This window comes from Cysteiniphilum halobium (assembly GCF_003574425.1).
Classification (GTDB): domain Bacteria; phylum Pseudomonadota; class Gammaproteobacteria; order Francisellales; family Francisellaceae; genus Caedibacter; species Caedibacter halobius.
Window position 1 is genome coordinate 41,477 of sequence record NZ_QLIU01000052.1, and the last position, 20,211, is coordinate 61,687.

Annotated in this window: 19 protein-coding genes and 1 pseudogene; 10 read left to right on the top strand and 10 right to left on the bottom strand. The window is 38.5% G+C overall.

Going from position 1 to position 20,211, the window contains the following annotated elements; genetic code table 11:
* Positions 1–117 precede the first annotated feature (117 nt).
* Positions 118–531 carry a hypothetical protein gene (locus tag DNK85_RS09125; RefSeq protein ID WP_119329262.1) on the top strand — a complete coding sequence of 138 codons (414 nt, stop codon included), beginning with the start codon at positions 118–120 and terminating at the stop codon, positions 529–531.
* Between the two features lie 21 nt (positions 532–552).
* Here the strand turns inward: DNK85_RS09125 and DNK85_RS09130 are convergent, their stop codons facing one another.
* Positions 553–996, bottom strand: coding sequence for a helix-turn-helix domain-containing protein (locus DNK85_RS09130; protein ID WP_119329263.1), 444 nt, complete (start codon positions 994–996; stop codon positions 553–555).
* A 2-nt stretch (positions 997–998) separates the two neighbouring features.
* A complete protein-coding gene (locus tag DNK85_RS09135) occupies positions 999–1,289 on the bottom strand; it encodes a type II toxin-antitoxin system HigB family toxin (RefSeq protein ID WP_208123162.1) in 291 nt (96 codons plus the stop codon).
* Positions 1,290–1,714: 425 nt separating this feature from the next.
* Between DNK85_RS09135 and DNK85_RS09140 the strand changes: the two genes are divergently transcribed.
* Together DNK85_RS09140 and DNK85_RS09145 are read left to right on the top strand one after the other, a co-directional pair.
* Positions 1,715–3,427, top strand: coding sequence for a M4 family metallopeptidase (locus DNK85_RS09140; protein ID WP_208123163.1), 1,713 nt, complete (start codon positions 1,715–1,717; stop codon positions 3,425–3,427).
* 253 nt (positions 3,428–3,680) lie between these two features.
* Positions 3,681–4,703 carry a DUF475 domain-containing protein gene (locus DNK85_RS09145; RefSeq protein ID WP_119329265.1) on the top strand — a complete coding sequence of 341 codons (1,023 nt, stop codon included), beginning with the start codon at positions 3,681–3,683 and terminating at the stop codon, positions 4,701–4,703.
* A 7-nt stretch (positions 4,704–4,710) separates the two neighbouring features.
* Here the strand turns inward: DNK85_RS09145 and DNK85_RS09150 are convergent, their stop codons facing one another.
* From DNK85_RS09150 to DNK85_RS09165, 4 genes are all read right to left on the bottom strand, one after another.
* Positions 4,711–5,970, bottom strand: coding sequence for a sensor histidine kinase (locus DNK85_RS09150; protein WP_119329266.1), 1,260 nt, complete (start codon positions 5,968–5,970; stop codon positions 4,711–4,713).
* Positions 5,967–6,704, bottom strand: coding sequence for a response regulator (locus DNK85_RS09155; protein WP_119329267.1), 738 nt, complete (start codon positions 6,702–6,704; stop codon positions 5,967–5,969). The genes DNK85_RS09150 and DNK85_RS09155 overlap by 4 nt, the downstream gene beginning before the upstream one ends.
* A gap of 229 nt (positions 6,705–6,933) precedes the next feature.
* Entirely contained in the window at positions 6,934–7,446 is a 513-nt protein-coding gene (locus tag DNK85_RS09160) for a DUF4442 domain-containing protein (protein ID WP_119329268.1), read from the bottom strand.
* 392 nt (positions 7,447–7,838) lie between these two features.
* Positions 7,839–8,411, bottom strand: coding sequence for an outer membrane beta-barrel protein (locus DNK85_RS09165; RefSeq protein ID WP_119329269.1), 573 nt, complete (start codon positions 8,409–8,411; stop codon positions 7,839–7,841).
* A gap of 624 nt (positions 8,412–9,035) precedes the next feature.
* Here DNK85_RS09165 and ilvB point away from each other — a divergent pair.
* From ilvB to DNK85_RS09195, 7 genes and pseudogenes are all read left to right on the top strand, one after another.
* Positions 9,036–10,748, top strand: a complete 1,713-nt coding sequence (gene ilvB, locus DNK85_RS09170; protein WP_119329270.1) for a biosynthetic-type acetolactate synthase large subunit — start codon at positions 9,036–9,038, stop codon at positions 10,746–10,748.
* A 5-nt stretch (positions 10,749–10,753) separates the two neighbouring features.
* Positions 10,754–11,050: an acetolactate synthase small subunit gene (locus DNK85_RS09175; RefSeq protein WP_119329271.1), complete on the top strand. Its 297-nt coding sequence runs from the start codon at positions 10,754–10,756 to the stop codon at positions 11,048–11,050.
* 188 nt (positions 11,051–11,238) lie between these two features.
* Positions 11,239–12,129 (top strand): annotated as a pseudogene (gene thrC / locus DNK85_RS12140) (threonine synthase); the annotation flags it as partial.
* A 363-nt stretch (positions 12,130–12,492) separates the two neighbouring features.
* The gene (locus DNK85_RS12145; protein ID WP_328587300.1) at positions 12,493–12,864 is read left to right on the top strand and encodes an alpha-isopropylmalate synthase regulatory domain-containing protein; all 372 of its coding nucleotides are present in this window, start codon (positions 12,493–12,495) and stop codon (positions 12,862–12,864) included.
* A gap of 21 nt (positions 12,865–12,885) precedes the next feature.
* On the top strand, positions 12,886–14,568 hold the full coding sequence (gene ilvD, locus DNK85_RS09185) for a dihydroxy-acid dehydratase (protein WP_119329273.1): 1,683 nt from the start codon (positions 12,886–12,888) through the stop codon (positions 14,566–14,568).
* A gap of 22 nt (positions 14,569–14,590) precedes the next feature.
* Entirely contained in the window at positions 14,591–14,782 is a 192-nt protein-coding gene (locus DNK85_RS09190; RefSeq protein ID WP_119329274.1) for a type II toxin-antitoxin system HigB family toxin, read from the top strand.
* A complete protein-coding gene (locus DNK85_RS09195; protein ID WP_162896646.1) occupies positions 14,766–15,167 on the top strand; it encodes a helix-turn-helix domain-containing protein in 402 nt (133 codons plus the stop codon). The genes DNK85_RS09190 and DNK85_RS09195 overlap by 17 nt, the downstream gene beginning before the upstream one ends.
* A gap of 181 nt (positions 15,168–15,348) precedes the next feature.
* Here DNK85_RS09195 and DNK85_RS09200 read toward each other — a convergent pair whose 3' ends face one another.
* The 4 genes from DNK85_RS09200 to tilS form a co-directional block, all read right to left on the bottom strand.
* Complete coding sequence (locus DNK85_RS09200; protein WP_235842420.1) at positions 15,349–16,752, bottom strand: leucyl aminopeptidase; 1,404 nt, start codon at positions 16,750–16,752, stop codon at positions 15,349–15,351.
* Positions 16,753–16,836: 84 nt separating this feature from the next.
* On the bottom strand, positions 16,837–17,358 hold the full coding sequence (locus DNK85_RS09205; RefSeq protein ID WP_162896647.1) for a porin family protein: 522 nt from the start codon (positions 17,356–17,358) through the stop codon (positions 16,837–16,839).
* Between the two features lie 25 nt (positions 17,359–17,383).
* Positions 17,384–18,844, bottom strand: a complete 1,461-nt coding sequence (gene gnd, locus DNK85_RS09210) for a decarboxylating NADP(+)-dependent phosphogluconate dehydrogenase (protein ID WP_208123164.1) — start codon at positions 18,842–18,844, stop codon at positions 17,384–17,386.
* Positions 18,845–18,986: 142 nt separating this feature from the next.
* A complete protein-coding gene (tilS, locus tag DNK85_RS09215; protein WP_119329279.1) occupies positions 18,987–20,204 on the bottom strand; it encodes a tRNA lysidine(34) synthetase TilS in 1,218 nt (405 codons plus the stop codon).
* Positions 20,205–20,211 lie beyond the last annotated feature (7 nt).

Consider the following 20,211-nt stretch of genomic DNA (forward strand, 5'->3'; position numbering starts at 1 on the left):
TAGATACTTTTTTATTTATACTTTCTCGATAGATGGCATTAATGTATCATTTTACTATCCCTATGTGTCAGAGATATCTGAGTCAGTGGGGTGCTAAATAGTTGAAAGGAGTAAAGAATGACTGACCTAACGTTATGGAAATTAGAATTAATCAATAAAAATATAACCAAAGACACAAGCACTTTATTGATTGCAGCTTTGGACGAGGCAGAAGCAAGAGATGAAGCAGCTTCAGAATCATCTGGTTCAGGTGCAGTAAAGATAATGTCTAAATATCAAAATACTCCGACCAATCCATGGGTCTCAAGACGAGAATCAACATGTTTGCCAGTAGTGAAAATTGAGGTATTTGATAAAAAGGGTTGTTATTTATATGATAGCCCTACGCCTAACTTAGGGTATATGGGCATCAGATATGAGATAACAGAGAAAGATTATCAGCAGGAAGTTTATAGCTGTGGAGTGAAAGATAATATAATACCTTCTGATAGTAAATTTGATGATTACAATTACCGTACATTACTTAATTAGAGTAGCTTCAGGGTGCTCAAATTAGTGAACTGAATCACTATTATTCATATTCTCCCAAGAGATAAAAGCGTCAGCACTTAAATTAAAGCGCTTACTTAGTTTGGCTACTTGCTCTAGGGTTAGCTGGCGATGTCCATTTAAAAATTTTGAAACATTTCCTTGATTGCCGAAGATGTCTACAAGGTCCTTTTGCTTAAGGTTATATTCCGCCATAAGAAACTGAACCAGCTTGTTGGGTGTGGTTAGCTCCGAAAGCTCGGGCAAGTGCATGTTTTCATAATCAGCAATATGCTGTTCTATTATCTCCAGAATGGGTAAATATTCGTGCTGAGTGTTGTCGCCTATAAGGTCAGCTAGCTCTAGGGATAAATTTATTAGCTGATTTAGTTCGCTATCATTTGTTGGTGGCTTAAACCATGGAGCAACCACACTTAGTGCTTGCTGTGTTTTTTTTGTTTCTAACATCGCTATATGCCTCCATTTAATAATTTCATTTGGTTTGCACGCTTACTATATTCTGCATGAGTCCAAATTGCTCTGGTGTATACTTTTTGCCTGTTGTAATGAATGGTAGTAATTAATCTATAGGCATTACCACCAATATTAAAAACTGTATACTTACCCACCGAGTCAACACTATTAGCAAATGACTCTCTTAGCTCATGCAGGCTTTTTGCAGTAGATAATTTTATCTTGTACGCCCACTCAAGCAGTGGTTCTGTTGCTTGGGTATTGTACTCGCAGTATGCGATAAGCATTGCTCTACTGATTAAATGCATGGTTTAAATATTGGTTAGTGGGTTCCTGTGTAAGATTATGTCATTTTGACATATAAATCAAGCATATTATTTTAAAGGTACTTTTAAGTAGCTCAATAAGAGTATGTTTAATCTAGTATCAATCAACATAAAGATACAATTTGTTACAAATTTTTAATCATTCTATTTACCTGCCCAAAATGTTGTGGTAAAAATACTACCGTCATAGCAAAGCTATTTCATGTAACAAAGGGAAAAGTTTATTTAAAACACAGGCAAGGATCGCTTCTTTTGCTTGCAATTAGTGTATTTAGACATGTTTTATCAGCATTTTTTGCTAATAAATGATGTTGTAAATATCTGTTGCCCAATGTTCATTTATAACCAGAAGCTGTGAGATAAATAGTCATAACAAGGAGAAAGGAATGAAGTTTAAAAAGAGTATTGTATTAGGCTTAGGTATGTTAGCAACAGGAGCTTATGCCGCAGAGAAGGTTAATTTAACCAATGTACCAATCGATGATTTACAGGGGTTTCATTTGCAAACAAATCAAATAGATCAGGTGAATAATGCGCATGTAATGCTCATGGCAACACCGCAAATAAATACTTTAAATCAAATATCTCAATCCAGTATGGCTGGTGTTAATTATGAGCGTTATCAGCAGTATTATAAAGGGATCAAGGTCGTAGGCGCTCAGATTACGATTGCTAAAAATAATGGACATAATATGTTATTAGCTGCTAATCAGGAAAAAGCCAACGGTGAAGTGGTTAAAGACCTTAATGTTGATACAAGCCCAAATATTTCGGCGCAGCAGGCAATTGCCCAATCTTTGACTGTATACAATGAAAATGCTAATGGTTATCAGGTGGATTATCTAAATGGTAATGCACCAAGTGCTGAGCTACAAATCATCACTGAAAATCAACAACCAAAATTGATCTATCAGGTTAAGTTTTTCGCGCAAAAAGCAAATAATCAACCACAGGATATGCGTTATTATGTTGATGCTAAAACAGGGCAAGTGGTGACAAGCTGGGATAATATCCAAAATTTTGAGGATACAGGTCCTGGTGGCAATGAAAAGGTGCAAGAATATTGGTATGGTCAAGATGGGATGCCCTCTTTGGATGTGACAAAAAAAGGGACAAAGTGCACGATGGAAAATACTCGTGTGCGAACCGTCAATTTACAACAAAAGTGGGATGATAATACGACCACACCTTATTCTTATACCTGTGGCAAAAATACTGGGCAAGATGAGATTAATGGCGCATATTCTGCTATTAATGACGCGCAATATTTTGGTGATGTTATTATTGATATGTATAAAGACTGGTATGGCATTAATGCATTATCTGAAAATAATGAGCCGATGCAACTTGTGATGCGTGTCCATTATGGCAGTAATTATGATAATGCTTTTTGGAATAGTAAAAATATGACCTTTGGTGATGGTAGTGATTTTTATCCTCTGGTATCTTTAGATGTGGCAGGTCACGAAGTAAGTCACGGTTTTACAGAACAACATTCAGGGCTTATTTATACAAATCAATCAGGTTCTTTAAATGAGGCATTTTCAGATATGGCAGGACAAACCGTTAGAGCCTATTTACTGAGCCAAAACGAAATTAATTATGTGAAGTTTTACCCAGAAGACCCAAAAGGGCAGATTGGTTGGGGATTAGGTGAAACCATTATGAAAGGTGATGGCGTAGCTTTACGTTATATGAATAACCCATCACAAGATGGTGCTTCAGCTGACTGTTATGATCCGACACTTAACGGGGCGCTGATATGCAAGATCAGTTACAATCAAATGCTTAAGAAAGCACGTGGTAATCAATCATATATCGTTCATACTGGTAGTGGCGTGTTTAATAAAGCATTCTATTTATTGGCAAGCACATGGGCATCTGATAATCAAGTGCAAGGGTTGTCCAATCAATATGCTGAAGGTGTGAAAGAAGCGTTTCATGCGATGATGTTGGCAAATGTCAAATATTGGACACCTTCAGTGACTTTTGAGCAGGCTGCTTGTGGCGTGGTCAATGCTGCCAAAGATCTGCACTATTCGACAGCAGATGTTAAAAAGGCATTCACAGAGGTTGGTGTCAGTACAGCTAGTTGCTAAGTTTTTAAAACTTGTTTACACAAATAATATCTACGTTATAATGTCCCGACTTCTACTAGGGAGTAGCTTCTTGGGTGTGTCGACCCAAGGCATATGTCAACATAATTGGCAAACAAAGCCATGGCATATGCGACTGATTGTCGAGAAATCACATAGGTTTAGCAAGACTGGTAGTACACTATTTCCTTAACTGACTGGGCTAGGAGATGGTTGTGCTATTAGTGCATGTTAGCCTAGTCTTAAGTACATATAAATGCAGCATTACCTACGCTTCTTTATTGGATCAAGCTTTGTGACGATCATATGTTTAGCATTGGGTATGATCTATCAACCGACGCATTATCTTAATGTCATTTATTTGATCGTGCTATTGGCAGTGCTTGAAGTATCTTTAAGTTTTGATAATGCAGTCGTTAATGCCAAAGTATTAACAAAAATGTCGTCATTTTGGCAGCAGATGTTTTTGTGGTTGGGAATATTCGTTGCTGTATTTGTTGTGCGCTTATTAATCCCGGTGTTACTGGTAAGTGTCAGTACGCAATTGCCCTTCTTAAGCACCTTGAGATTAGCGCTGCATAATACGGCAGAGTTTCAACACGTTTTAGACAGTAATTACGCATTGATCAGTGCATTTGGTGGTGGGTTTTTATTGATGATTTTTTTAAATTTTTTATTCACAGATGAAGGGCGTACATTATGGTTTAGTTGGCTAGAGCAGAAATGTGCTAATAAGCGCGCAAGCATTCTGCCACTGATTATTGCGGTGATTTTTGGTGTTATTTTCTTTAGTGTTTATGTATGGATATATAAGGCATCAATTGCAGTACTCATTGCACTGGTATTGGGTATTTTATTAAGTCATTGCTTGGCATTAATCAATACTAAGGTGAATCAATTATCATCGCTTGTTAAAGCAGGTATTATTGGCTTTTTATATCTTGAAGTGTTAGATGCCTCTTTTAGCTTTGACGGCTTGTTTGCTGCTCTTGTGATTAGTAATGATATTATCATTATTCTCTTGGGGTTAGCGATTGGTGCGATGTTTGTTCGTTCATTAACCCTTTTTATAGTTAAGAGAAACACCTTAAATAATCTACCTTTTTTAGAGCATGGTGCGCATTATTCAATCGGTTATTTGGCACTGACGATGTGGTTAAAAAACTTTATCGCAATACCTGAATATATTATAGGAGTGGTTAGTATAGTGTTAATTATGATGGCTTTTATCCACTCCAAAAGCTATGTTAACCAAGAAAAGAAGATGGTTATGATGTAAGAAAAATTTATTTTGCCCAAGTCATTGTAACTTTAAGGCCAAGAGTATGATCATTTTCAAAGATGATCATACCACCAGTGAGACTAACCAGTTCATGGACGATAGCTAAGCCTAGCCCGTAGTGTTGTTTATGTTCTTTAGTATTCTGGCTATTGTCAGAGAAACCAAATTGCGTCATTTTGCTTAGTTTATCGTGAGGGATCCCTTGCCCATGATCAAGAATGATGAGTTCAATGAGATGCTTGGTTTGAGATAATGAAATGTCAACCTTATCAGCAAAGCGAAAGGCATTATCAAGAATGTTTGTTAATATGCGGTTATACACTTGCGCTGAACCATAGACAATGATGTTAGGTGCTTCCTTGTAATTAATATAATGCCCCATGTCGGCGTAGTTGTCTTGTAGTGTTAGTAACATTAAGTTCAGATCAATTTTTTTGCGCTGCTGAAAATGTAGATTAGACAGTGATAAGAAGCTCTGAACAACCTCATTGATATGGTCAATATCAGCCATACTCTTAGTCGCATCAGTATCTCCCCTTAACTCCAATTGCTCTAAGCGAAAACGCATGCGTGTTAAGGGTGTTTTAATATCATGAGAAATCGAAGACATCAACTGCGCGCGTGTACGCGTCAAATTGTAGATACGTGTTTTCATTTGTTCAAATAATGCTTTGGGACCGGAAATTAATCCAAGGTAAATGGATGTGTTTTGGGGAAGCCCAAGTTCAATCAACATGCTTTGGCTAAGTTCAGTCAATCGATATAAACGTAGTAATAACCAGCAAGCAAATAGCAGTAATATAACAATCAGTAGGATAATTGCAAATTCGGCTGTAAATAATGAAAAAAAGTAATGGTAATTTTTCACTACATGGATATTAAGCCATAGGTCTGAATGAATAAAAACTGAGAACTTATGCACGCCTGTTTGATGTTGCAATATTTTTTTCTCAAGATCTTGCGCATTCTTGATGGTGTAATCCGGGTGAAACTGTGGTGCTTTAGATAAAGCCATCTCAAGCTCAATACGCTGAATCTGTATATCAGAGAAGTGTTGACTGTCAAATGTTTGAATAAACTCCCTTAGGTCTTCATTTTCACCATATTTGACAATTTTGGCAATTTCCCAAGCGATTTTATGATGAAGCTCTGCGTGAATATCTTCATTGATCTGGCGATATGCGGTCATGAAAAGATAGCTTACACAGATAATGCTTAATCCAAAAAACACTAAAATATACAATAAACTTTTATATTGTTTCATATGGCTTTCTTGGTAACATGCGCATTAAACACATAACCACGTCCATGGTGGGTTTGAATGAGTTTAGGATGTTTGGTATTTTCTTCGATTTTCTTGCGTAATAGACCAACGCGGACATCAATTGCGCGATCATAAATATCACGTTTACTCGTATTAGTGTGATTAAGTAGAAACTCACGCTCCAAAATCCGCCGTGGATGTTCAAGAAAAGCCATGAGCAAATTAGCATCAGCCGTTGATAGCTGGACCTCTTCCTTTTCATTTGTCAATAAAGAAGTACGCGTATCAAACTGCCAACGATCAAACTGATAAATCTTATCTTTAAGCTCTGGCGAAGCATGTGTCATGCGTCGATAAATGGCGTTGATCCGTGCCATTAACTCTAAAGTGCTAAAAGGCTTTACTATAAAGTCATCAACACCGGCATCAAATGCTAAGATGCGATCGGAAACCTCTTGTGAGGCGGTAATCATTACAATTGGTGTATTGGTAATGTTTCGAATTTGGCGACATACTTCAATACCGTCAGTTTCAGGTAGCATTAGATCAAGCAAAATGGCATCAAACTGTTTTTGGTTTAAGGTTTTATTGACCTCTTTGGGATGATGAATAGCAAATGTCTCAAGATTAAAGCGGCTTTGAAGTGTTTGCGTTAAGCTTTTGGTGATCTCTTTGTCATCATCAATAATTAGAATAGTTTTAATCAAAGCCATTGGGCTATGGGGTAAAGTCATTTTACGTACTGCTCCATCATGTTGCCGTCTTATAAAGATAATTAAAAGCTTTTTAGATTATTTTGCAAGGTAAATTTAATGATCAAATACAAGTTCATATCTAATATATATTTCCTACATGTTTTTAATCAAAATTTTCACAAATCATCGCGCAATTGGATATAGAAAAATACAAAAATGCAAAATGACTTACGACAGATGTAAAATACTTCTTGGCAAAACCAATCATCTAGCTTTTCACAAGCTTGTCACTGTCTGATGCAGTAAATCTCTTGTCTTTGATATAAATAGTGCGTAAAACGCGAGCAATTGTTTGTTTATTTTGGTCATAGATCTCAATGTCTTTTTGGAAGTATATTTTGCCATTAACAGTGGTTTGTTGTCTTATTTGATCGATATCTTCATCACTTAAACGAAACTCACAATAAACGGTTGTCTTGCCAGGGGCAATATATTCTATCGAAGATTTTTTGTCCCAAATAATATAATCCTGCCCTAAAATGTGACTGAGCATTATTGGATAAAATGCATCAGTCATCGCAAATAATGACCCGCCAAAATGTGTACCAAAATAATTGCGATTATACCATTTTAATGGCATAGCAACTTTAATATAGCGATAATCTTTGGCAATATGTAATGTCTTAATACCCGCGCCGCGATAAGGTCGGTAACGGTTCATAATAAATTTAACAACACCAACCGGCACTTTTCCTAGAAACTTACGCGCTTTATGCCGCATATAACAATCCATTTTTTATTAAGCGATGGCATATTTTATACTTATCACCCAACTAAGCATAGCGTAAACTAGCTGTTGAATATGATAATAATTGTCTTTCCTGCACATTAGCGTTGTGTGAACGTTGGCTGAGTGCGAAATGATGGGCAATCAGCTATATGATTTCATTGCTCTTTTATAAGCGTTGGCTAAGCCTTTATGTGTATATAGTTGCATAAGCATACCCACTTCGACTGATGCTCAGTGCATCGCTTCGACTGATGCTCAGGGTACGATAAGCGCTTTGAGTTTAAATATTTGGTTTTAGCCATTACAAAATAATGGGCTCTATAAAGCAATAATAAGGCGAGTCAATAGCTCGCCTAAAGTAAAGAGTGATCTGAGATAATTAATTACATAGGAAGGGTATAAGTTAAACCGACAGACACTGTGCTTTCGCCCGCATTTTCTCCGTATAAAGGTAACCAGTTATATTGATATTGAGCAAAGATATTTATTTGGTTGATTTGGAATCCTAACCCAGTTGCTGCAACTGGGCGCCATAAATTTGTTGCCATACCGTCAGTGTCCCCAGTAAGTTTATTGTAGGCATATCCAGCTTTTCCAAAGATATTTAAGCCCATGGCACCTGGAATGTAGAATTTTGCAGTGGCAAATAAAGGTACGCTCCACATATTGAGTTTACCAGCGTCATTTTTACTTATTTTATTAAAGTATTGACCACCTAGCTCAACACCTACACTAAGCATAGGGCTTAAAGCAAAGTCATATCCAACAAGCAATCCACCCGCAATATTTCCATTTTTACCACCCGGAAGGTTATTAGCATTTTTAAGCCATCCATTTTGTGAATATGCATAGCCAACATTACCACCAACTACAAAACCGGTTTGAGCACCAGCAGCAAAAGCTGAACCACTAATCAGTGCCGCTGCAGCGACCGTTGTTGCAATAATTTTCTTCATAATTTCCTCTCCTGATTTTATTTCTATTATTTCTTATGTATTAAGTTCCAAAAGTAACTGAACGCAATTACCGATCGCAAGGGTAGTCAAGGTATGCTAAAAACGCAAGTTTGATTGAGTGTTTTTAGATAAAAAATGCAGAAAAATAGCAAAAAATCTCAATTTTTTTGCTATACGAGGAGGGTTGTTGGAATATTTGTAGTGTTTTCAATCCGCCGAGTTATGTTATACGCAAGAAAACAAATTTCAAGAATTTGTAAATAAAAGGTTGTGTTTCGCAAAATCTATTGCTAGTTTAGTGCTTAGCATTTATTAGTAAAGACACAAGTTTTGGAGATAGATTTATGCTACGTTCACCAGTAATCAGCCTGATTCTGATTATTCTGGTCGTCATTGAGCGATCGGAAGGTGCGCGGCTGTAGCTAAGAAAAGCCAAGATTAGGAAACCCGCATCTTCCAACCGAAGATGCGGGTTTTTTTTTGCTTTTTTATTTCTCTTGCTTGCTTTGTGATGCTAAAGAAAGAATGTACCCATCGCAAATCATTTTGTGGTGTTTAGTTGTAAAGTGTTTTTTGATAGGTATATGTGAATAAGTTGAAATAGAGACACAGAAGGGAGTAGGTATGCAAATAACCGGCGCGCAAGCAATTGTTAAAGCACTATTAGAAGAGGGTGCTAAGACTATTTTTGGTTATCCGGGGGGGGCGATTATGCCGACCTATGATGCCCTTTATGATGCAAAAGATAAGCTGCATCACATCTTGGTTCGTCATGAGCAAGCTGCCATTCATGGTGCGGTTGGTTTTGCTCGCGCAACCGGTGGCGTTGGCGTTGCTATTGCAACTTCAGGCCCTGGGGCAACAAACTTGATCACTGGTATTGCTGATGCGCTTATTGATTCTATCCCAGTGGTTTGCATAACCGGTCAAGTATTTAGTAGTTTATTGGGCTCAGATGCTTTTCAGGAAGCAGATATTATCGGCATGACGGTAACTGCTACTAAATGGAATTACCAAATCACAGATCCAAATGAAATTCCTAGTGTTTTTAAGAAAGCCTTTGAAATTGCTCAAAATGGGCGCCCAGGTCCAGTGTTGATTGATATTACTAAAGATGCCCAAGTGGGAATGATGAAGTATATGAGTGCCCATCAATCTGTAAAAAAAGGGGGGATTAAGCCTAAATGGCTTAAAAAACCAATGATTAATATGGATAGTGTGCACAAGGCGTCACAACTGATTAATCTTTCAAAAAAACCGATTATGATTGCAGGCCACGGTGTAATGATCTCTGGCGCTGAAGAGGCGTTTATCAAAGTGGCAGAAAAAGCAGATATGCCGGTGGTTAGTACCTTGTTAGGTTTATCATCTTTTCCTGTAGATCACCCACTGTATCATGGAATGCTTGGCATGCATGGTAATTATGCGGCTAATGTCTTATGCAATGATGCTGACCTTGTTGTTGCTGTAGGCATGCGTTTTGATGATCGAGTCACGGGTGATCTTAAGTCTTATTTACCACATGCAAAAGTGATTCATATTGAAATTGATTTGGCAGAGATTGATAAAAACGTTAAAGCTGATGTCGCGATTCATGCCGATGCCAAAGAAGCATTAACAGCACTTTTGCCTTATGTTTGTCAGAATAAACATGATAATTGGCATAAGGTATTTGTTGAACATCATGCCAAAGAATATAACACCGTTATCAAAAATGAAACAAAGCCAGTTACAGATGAGCTAAAAATGGCGGAAGTCATCGCAATTTTATCTGAAAAGACAAAAGGGGAGGCGATTATTGTTAGTGATGTTGGACAACATCAGATGATTGCGGCACGCTATTATCAGTTTAAAAACAGCAATAGTCATATTACCTCAGGTGGTTTAGGCACAATGGGTTTTGCACTTCCTGCAGCAATTGGTGCAAAAGTTGGTGTTAAAGATCAAAAGCAAGTGATTGCTATTGCTGGGGACGGTGGTTTTCAGATGAATATCCAAGAGCTTGCTGTACTTAATCAAGAAGGTATTAATCTTAAAATGATCGTTCTGAATAATGGCTATCTTGGAATGGTAAGACAGTGGCAGGAGCTCTTTTTTGAAGAGCGCTATGCCTATACTAATATCTCATCACCTGATTTTGTAAAAGTTGCTGAAGCTTATGGTATCCGCGGTAAACGCGTTGTTGATCGCGCGGATTTAAAGACAAGTATTCAAGAGATGTTAGACGCACCACACGCATTCTTTTTAGAAGTGGTGGTTGAACAGCAAGAAAATGTTTTTCCGATGGTGCCAGCAGGTGCTTCAATTAGTAATACACAACTATCCGTAGGAGGGTAAGATTTATGCAACAGAGAATTTACTTTATCTCAATGACGACAGAAAATGCTTTATCTGTTTTACAACGTATATCATCGATCTTTTCGCGTCACAGAATCAATATCGAACAGATGAATGTTTTCGAAACTGCCAATAAAGGTGTTTCACATTTTAGCTTGGTATTGCACTCTCATGATGAGAAAATACAAAAAGTGGTGAGACAATTAGCAAAAGTGATTGAAGTGATCGATATTCAGATTTCAAATAGTATAACAATTACTACCGAAGAAACTACAAATAAAGAATCACTGAAAGTCGCCTAAGGGATAAGAAATAGATGTATCAACTGCTAGATTTTAATACTAAAGATGTTGTAACTACTGATGATTTTGTTTTTGCAGGTGAAACTGCTCCGTGGGAAGTGCAAATGGACATTGAGCGTATTAAACGTAAAATCAATTTGGATTATTTTGTCTCTGCAGCACCTTGCCTTTCTAAATATTTACCATTAATGCCGATTCAGGAGCCTGCAAATTTCGTTTCATTACGTGAAAGTGCCACGCCGCTTGTTAAAAGTAAAGTTTTGGGTAAAGAATTAGGGATTGATTTATATTTCAAAGTTGAGGGTAAAAACCCAACGGGTTCTTTTAAAGATCGCGGTTCTGCAGTTGATATCAGTATTGCTAAAGAGTTAGGTGCCAATGGCGTGATTTTAGCTTCAACTGGGAATATGGCTGCATCGTGTTCATGCTATGCTGCTGCGGCTAAAATGCCGTGCTTTATCATAGTACCTGAAGGGGTTTCTATGTCGAAGCTTGCGCAAGTGATTTCATTTGGTGGCAAAATTATCCAAGTCAAAGGCAGTTATAATGATGCAGCTAATCTTGCTTATAAGATTGCTAAATCACGCAAGTTCTTTCTGGCGGGAGATTATGCTTTTCGTGTTGAAGGACAAAAAACAGGTGCCTTTGAAGTTATTGATCAGCTATTATTCCAAGTACCTGATGAGGTAATTATTCCGGTTGGCTGTGGTACCAATATTACGGCTTATGCTAAGGGCTTTTCCGAGTATAAAGACATGGGACTGATTCATAAAATACCACGTCTAGTCGGTGTGCAATCAACAGGCGCGTGCTCATTAGTGAATGCATTTGACAAAAAGGCAAAACACCTTGAGCCATTAGCGCGTGCTGATACGATTGCTACAGCAATTGCGGTACCTTTCCCAATTGATGGTGATAAAGCAATTGATGCAATTTACCAAACCGGTGGTGAGGCATCCGCAGTGAGTGATACTGATATGCTAAAAGCACAATACTATCTATCAACACAAGAAGGTTTATTTGTTGAAAGTGCTTCAGCGGCAACGGTTGCACATTTGTTTAAGAAAAAGGAACAAGGCTTGATTAAAGCTGGGCAGCGCGTTGTTTGTGTATTATCAGGTGAGGGTTTAAAGGATCCGTCAGTAGTGTTGAAATCAGCGATTCAACCACCGATTATTTATCCAAATGAAAAAGACTTTGACAAGCTCTATGACAGTAATTTCTTTGATAATAAAACGATGGTTTTCGTTGAAAAAGATCAAGTGTTATTTGATGAAATGCCAAATGCTAGTCAAACAAAAAAAGCGTTAGGGGATTTATTTGGTGCCAATTATAATGATGATCTAATTGCCAAGGTGCAAAGTTGTATTGAGCGCTTTTTAGCAAAAGGGCGTGCGATTCATATTTCAGATCTGCAAGACATTGTTCAAGATGCGATGGAAATGGTCGATGTCACACGTAGTGATATTTTAAAAGTCGTTTCATTTAAAGTGATCACAAGACAAGATAAAATTGCCGAAGCTGAAGTTACTGTTGAGCTCAATGGTCAGCTTTACTATGCATCAAATAAAGGGGTTGGACCTGTTGATGCAATTATTCACGCTTTGTGCAAAGCGTGTCCAAGTGAGATTCAATATAAATTAACTGATTATAAGGTGCAGATTCGTGGACAGGGTGCTGATGCGCCAGTATACGTTGAAATGAAATTAATTAAAGGCAGCCAGAACTCCGTTGGTAAGGGTGTTTCACCAGATATTATTCAGGCGTCTGTTGAGGCATTTATTGATGCGTATAATATTGCGCATCCAGCATAAAAACAAAGGAATAGAATCATAATGACAAATCAAAAGCTAAACCGTTATAGCCAAGTGCTCACCCAAGATAAAACCCAAGGGGCCTCGCAAGCGATGCTCTATGGCACGGGGATGCATGAAGCAGATATGAAGAAAGCGCAAGTAGGTATTGCGAGTGTTTGGTATGAGGGAAATACTTGCAATATGCATTTAAATCAATTGGCACAATATGTAAAACATAGTGTTACTAAAGCAGATCTTGTTGGTATGCGCTTTAATACCATTGGTGTTAGTGATGGTATTTCAATGGGTACCGATGGTATGAGTTACTCATTGCAATCTCGGGATTTAATCGCAGACTCGATTGAAACCGTGATGTCAGCACATTGGTATGATGGCTTGGTTGCTATCCCAGGTTGTGACAAAAACATGCCAGGATGCATGATGGCATTAGGACGACTCAATCGTCCTGGTTTTGTGATTTATGGTGGTACGATTCAAGCGGGTGTTGTGCGTGGTAAACCTGTAGATATCGTTACAGCATTCCAAAGTTATGGCGCGTGTCTTGCTGGTAGCATTAGTGAGGAAGAACGCGTTGAGACGATTAAAAAAGCATGTCCTGGCGCTGGAGCATGTGGCGGTATGTATACTGCTAATACTATGGCGTGTGCGATTGAAGCAATGGGTATGAGTTTGCCATTTAGCTCATCAACACCAGCAACTGATGTTAAGAAGATTCAAGAATGTGATAAGGCCGGTAGTGTTATCGAGAATCTATTGGCATTAGATATTAAACCACGCGATATCATGACTAAACACGCGTTTGAAAATGCAATGGTTGTGATCACGGCAATGGGGGGCTCAACCAATGCCGTTCTTCATTTAATTGCTATTGCGCATTCGGTTGGTGTTAAATTAACCTTGGCTGATTTCCAGCGTATTAGTGACAAAGTGCCATTATTAGCTGACTTTAAACCAAGTGGTAAATATGTTATGGCAGACTTACATGCGATTGGTGGCACACCTGCTGTGATGAAAATGTTGCTAAAAGAAGGGCTGTTGCATGGTGATTGCATGACTGTAACCGGCAAAACATTGGCGGAGAATCTAGCTGAAGTTCAAGATCTACCAAAAGATAATGACATTATTCGTCCATTAACTAATCCTTTAAAAGCAACGGGGCATTTACAAATGCTATTTGGTAATATTGCCAGTGAAGGTTCAGTGGCTAAGATTACGGGCAAAGAAGGTGAAACCTTCACCGGAGTAGCAAACGTATTTGATGCTGAAGAAGAACTGGTAACTGCCGTTGAAGAAGGTCGTGTTAAAAAGGGTGACGTTATTGTTATTCGCTATGAAGGACCAAAAGGAGGCCCCGGTATGCCAGAGATGTTAAAGCCAACCTCATTAATTATGGGGGCGGGTTTAGGGCAAGATGTCGCTCTTATCACCGATGGTCGTTTTTCAGGGGGATCACATGGCTTTATCGTTGGACATATTGCTCCTGAAGCACAAGTAGGAGGTAATCTTGCCTTGATTCAAAATGGTGATAAGATCACAATTGATGCTGTGAATAATCGCATTGACGTTGACCTATCGGATGATGAGCTTAATGCGCGTCGCGCCAATTGGCGAGCACCTGAGCTTAAAGCTAAACAAGGCGCTTTGAAGAAGTATATTAAGACAGTTGCTTCTGCCTCTCAAGGTTGTGTCACTGATTTGTGATATTTAAAAATGACAAAAAGTCATAAAATCATCTAGCGTTTTTGATGACAATTTGTCATATTTTGACGTAGCAGGACATAATTATCGCATGGTAACGATTGTTGATTATGATTTTGCAGTGATTGATGTGCGCCATATATGGACGCACGAAGAGTATAACAAAAAGCAAAGCATACTCAAAAAAGAGGCAAAGAAGCATGCTAACGATAAATGATATTAGTAAATCTTGGGTTTTATTAATGCCATATTTAGAGGCATACAAAACAAAGAAACAGTATGAGGCATCAAAGCAATTATTGCGTGAACTCATGGGCTTGCCAACTGGTGAGAGAACAGTCGAGATCCAATCTTTTGCCAAAACATTAGCTAAGCAAGTCGCTTATTATGAACAGAAACATTTAGGTGCAGATAATAGTGCAGAGGCTAAAGATATCTTAGCTTATCTAATAAAAGCAAATGGCTTAACTCAAAAAGATTTGCCTGAGATTGGTTCACAGTCACTGGTGTCTAAGATTCTAAATGGTGAAAGAGAATTAACACTCGAGCATATCAAAGCGTTATCCAAGCGTTTTAATGTTTCCATTAATACTTGGTTTTGATATGTCATTCGTAATGGTATTCGTTTTATTGAAGTAACATTCTCGTACCCTGAGCGCAGTCGAAGGGTGTTTCCCTAAGAAAGGCTTCGACTAGGCTCAGCCAACAGCCACACAATGATGGCTTCGACTAAGCTCAGCCAACGGTTAAATAATGAAGGCGAGCGGTGATATGGATATTGTCTTATTTTACTTGGTTGATTATGTATTGTGTTAACATCGGTACAGGACGTCCAGTGGCGGTGGCTTTTTCGAAACCTTTCATTGCTGAACCTGCAATATCTAAATGTGCCCAAGTGTATTTTTCAGTGAATTTCGATAAGAACAGTGCTGCGGTAATACTGCCTGCTGCTGGGCCACCAATATTATATACATCAGCAATCTCACTTTTTAACTGTTCATGATATGCTTGGTGCAAAGGCATGTGCCAGGCGTGATCATGGCTTTCTTCAGCGGCAAGCTTAATATCATTGACTAATGCATCGCTATTGCCGAACAGTCCGCTGATATCTCCACCAAGAGAGATGACCATGGCCCCTGTTAAGGTCGCAATATCAATCACAACTTTTGGATCATAGCGTTCTATATAGGTCAGTGTATCGCATAGCGCTAAGCGACCCTCGGCATCGGTATTACCGACTTCAACAGTAATACCTTTCATACTTGTTAATACATCACCTGGACGATAGGAGTTACCATCAATGGAGTTTTCAACTAGGGCAACAGCACCTATGACATTAACCGGCAACTTAAGTTCAATAATTGCTTTCATTGTACCAAATACAGTGGCGGCTCCTCCCATATCCATCTTCATGCTAGCCATACTTTGCCATTGCTTTAAGCATAAACCACCAGTGTCGTAGACTAAACCTTTACCAACTAAAACAATCGGTTTATCATCCTTACTACCACCGTGGTATTCCATACAAGCAATATAGCTGGGCATGCTCGAACCACGTCCTACGGCAGTAATGCAGCCCATGCCAAGTTTATGCATTTCATCCTCACCAATATAATGCAATGTACCATGTTTACTACTATCCATTAATTTTTTTGCTTCGTTTAATAGATAGTCAGTTGTACAGATATTTGCTGGGAAGTTTTTCAGGTCCTTGGCATAGTTTTGTCCGTGCGCCACTGCTTGTGCAATGTGAATCTCATTAGCTACTTCAGTGGCTTTTTGGGTGAGTATATCCACTTGTGTTAATTTGAAGGTTTCTTTTTCGGATTTTAATTGATCAAAGACATAGGCAGCATTGATTAATGCCTCAATAAACGTACGAATATGATTATCGCCAATTGCTTTGATATCTACTGCAAAACGATCAATATTGAGTAGTTTTAACTGTTTATAAGCTGCAACAACGGCTTTTCTTAATGCGCTAATATTTAGTTTGTCTTTATCACCTAAACCAACAGCAAGATAGTTTTTATCATTTTCTATTCCAAAATAAGTGCTTGCTACTTTGGCTTTAAAAAGTCCTTGAGTCAATGCATTTTGAATGGTTGCGATAGTGCTATTGTCATTGCTAAAAACAAATATGATTTTAGTCTGTAATGGGCTTTGTGTTAGTGCGTTAATCTGCATAATATCCCTCATGATGTTGGGTTAAAAATTCAGGTTTGCAGTGTCGCATAGATATAAAGCTATTTGCAAGTTACAACCAGCAGATTAGAACGCATAGCTGACACCAAATGTATATGCATCAGCAAAAGGTTGCTCACCACGATTGTATAAAAAGTAACGACTACTTTGGAAAAAGATATTGAAGTTCAATACTTGATAGCCCATCCCAATGGCAACGGCTGGGCGCCATAATGTGTTAGGGAATAAGCTTTCATCAATACCTAAGATGCGGTTATAGGCGTAGCCTGCTTTGGCGGTGAGATTTAAACCCAGTGGTAGACTTATATTTGCCGTTGCATAAAACGGAATTGTCATTAAATTCCCGGTTTGATTGCTGAGCTTAACCGTACTATTTAGATAGTTTAACTCTGTTTCTACACCCATTCTCAATAGAGGAAAAACAGAAAATTGATAGCCCACAAGAAGGCCTGTTGTGACATTATTATTTGCATTTAGCTGGCTGGATGAGTGGCTGACACCACCTTGAGCACCGATGTAAAGATCCGCGTAAGCCAAATTTGAGCCAATTATGTTGGCTAATATAAGATAAGCGAGTATTTTTTTCATGACATTTAATCCTTTAGTGTAATGCTTAGATATTGTAGCCAGAAGAAGATACATTGCTATTTGAACCAATCCAGTCCGTATGGAAAAACTCGCCACGCGCTTTATCTAAACGCTCATAAGTGTGTGCACCAAAATAATCACGTTGTGCTTGCAGTAGATTTGCTGGCAGGCGTCCTGTGCTAAAGCCATCAAAAAAGCTTAAGCCTGAAGTCAATGCAGGCATGGCGATGCCTTGTTCAACGCCTTTTGAAACGATTCTACGTACACTTGGTAAGGCTTTGCTAATAATCTCTTTAAAATAATCATCAAACAGTAAGTTTTGTAGTTGCGCGTTGTTGTCAAATGCGGCTTTAATTTTATCTAAAAACACGCTGCGGATAATGCAGCCTTCGCGCCACATCAGTGCAATATCGCCATAATTCAGATCCCAGTTGTAATGCTTGGATGCTTCTTGCATGAGCATATAGCCTTGTGCATAAGAGATGATTTTAGCAAATAAAAGTGACTGTTGTAGGTCATGTAACCACTTATCAGAAACTGTGAGTTTATCATATGATTTCTTGCCATAAATCGCCTCGGCCTCAACACGGATATCTTTTTGTGCAGAGATGCAGCGCGCGAAAACGCTCTCAGCAATCAAAGTTAATGGAATACCTAAATCAAGTGCATTAATGCCTGTCCATTTGCCTGTGCCTTTTTGGCCTGCGGCATCTAATATACGATCGATAACATAGCCTTCGGCATCTTTGAATTTGAGAATGTTGGCAGTGATTTCAATTAAATAACTATCTAACTCGGTTTTATTCCATTTTTCAAAGATTTCACTTAGTTTTTCATTGTTTAAACCTAGCAGGTCTTTCATAAACTGATAAGCTTCGCAAATCAATTGCATATCACCGTATTCGATACCATTGTGAACCATCTTGACAAAGTGACCAGCGCCGCCATTGCCAACCCACTCGCAGCATGCTTCACCGGCAGGTGTTTTGGCTGCAATTGCTTGGAAAATAGGTTTTACTGCATTCCATGCTTCAGGCATGCCACCAGGCATCATTGACGGGCCGAAGCGCGCCCCTTCTTCGCCACCTGATACACCCGTACCAATAAAGTAAATCCCTTTGGCTTTGAGTGCATGTGTGCGACGTTCACTATCGGTAAAATTGGAGTTACCACCATCGATGATGATGTCACCTTTATCTAAATGTGGCACTAAAGCATCAATAAACTGATCGACAACGTCACCTGCTTTTACCATTAACATAATTTTGCGCGGACTTTTTAGTTTAGACAGCATATCTTCAATCGAGTAAGCACCAATAATATTGGTTCCCTTGGCATTACCATTTAAAAACGAATCCACTTTGCTGGTTGTGCGATTATAAGCAACGACATCAAAACCATGGTCATTCATATTTAAAATCAGATTTTGCCCCATTACCGCAAGGCCAATAACGGCGATATCTCCCTTTTGTTGCATCGTTTGCATCAAAGCACTCCTAAAGTCATTTTGCATTTTGTGAGCATTTTAAAACTTTAGTTAGGTAAGATAAAGGCTTTTATTGGAGCTGAAAAAAGGTAACAAAAATAAAGTAAAAGAAGTTTTTTGTGTTGATGTGTGCGCTAATTTATTAATGACATATAAAAAAAGGATACACAGCAATAATGTGATCAGGGGATGTCATTAATGCAATAATCCGCGCGTTAGTACGATCTTTGGCAGGAATGCCTTGCTCTTGGAAAATCACTTTTAAGCTTTGGCTTTTATGTCTATAAAGGGGGCGGCAACGGTCGCCTGCTTGACGTGGGCGAATGATTAGATCATTAAGTGTAAATGTTGTTTGCTGTTGTTTATTGAGCCAATGCAATATATCCATTGTAGTAACAGTTAATGATGCAGATGATATATTAGACTCATTAATAACTAGATATCCTTTTGTTATAGATAAATGATTTTCAGTCAGTGTATAGTGCCAATTGCCATGCATGCTTTGTGTCCCGGCATAAATTTGTAAGAATTGCACTTGTGATGGGTAGAGCTTATGTAGAGTTAGCCACATTTTTAATAATTGCTTTTGCTGTAGTGGTGAATGTTTTTTGAATTTAAACAAATCAAGACGATTTTCTGTCATGATCTTTGCTAAATATGGTGCTAATAACTCATCTATTAAACGATCTGCTTCAGCGCATAATTCAGCACTGCGCGTCAAGGTCATATCTGCTTGGGGCAGAATTTCACGCAAGTTAGGCATGATATTGTGACGAATTGCATTGCGTCGAAAGTCAGTTGATTGATTGCTTTCATCTTCAATCCATATGAGATGATGACTTTGACAATATTCGATAAGCTCACGCTTTCTCAGATCTAAAAAAGGGCGAAGGAGCAAGCCATTGGCAAAGGTTTTTTGTTTAGCAATTGCCGCAAGCCCTTTTAAGCCACTACCGCGCAATGCTTGCAACAGAAATGTTTCCGCTTGATCTTCAATATGATGTGCAGTAAGTAGCAAGCTATTTGGTGTCTTTTGCATCACAGATTCAAAAAATGCATAGCGTTCAGTGCGTGCCCAGCTTTCAATGTTATTACGTTTTAATGGTGGCGAAAGTCGGTGTGTAATAAATGCGATATTCAATTGAGCTGCCTGAGTTTGACAAATATCAAGCCAGTGATCGGCATTTTCACTTAAACCATGGTGAATATGAATCGCATGGATATGAATGTTACTTTTCAGTTGTGTAACCAGATGCACTAAGGCAGTAGAGTCAACACCACCGCTGTAAGCGACATAAAGATGCTGAATACGGTGTTGTGTTACAACATCATCGATCAGAGTAAGTGCTGCTTGGTGCATAGATTAA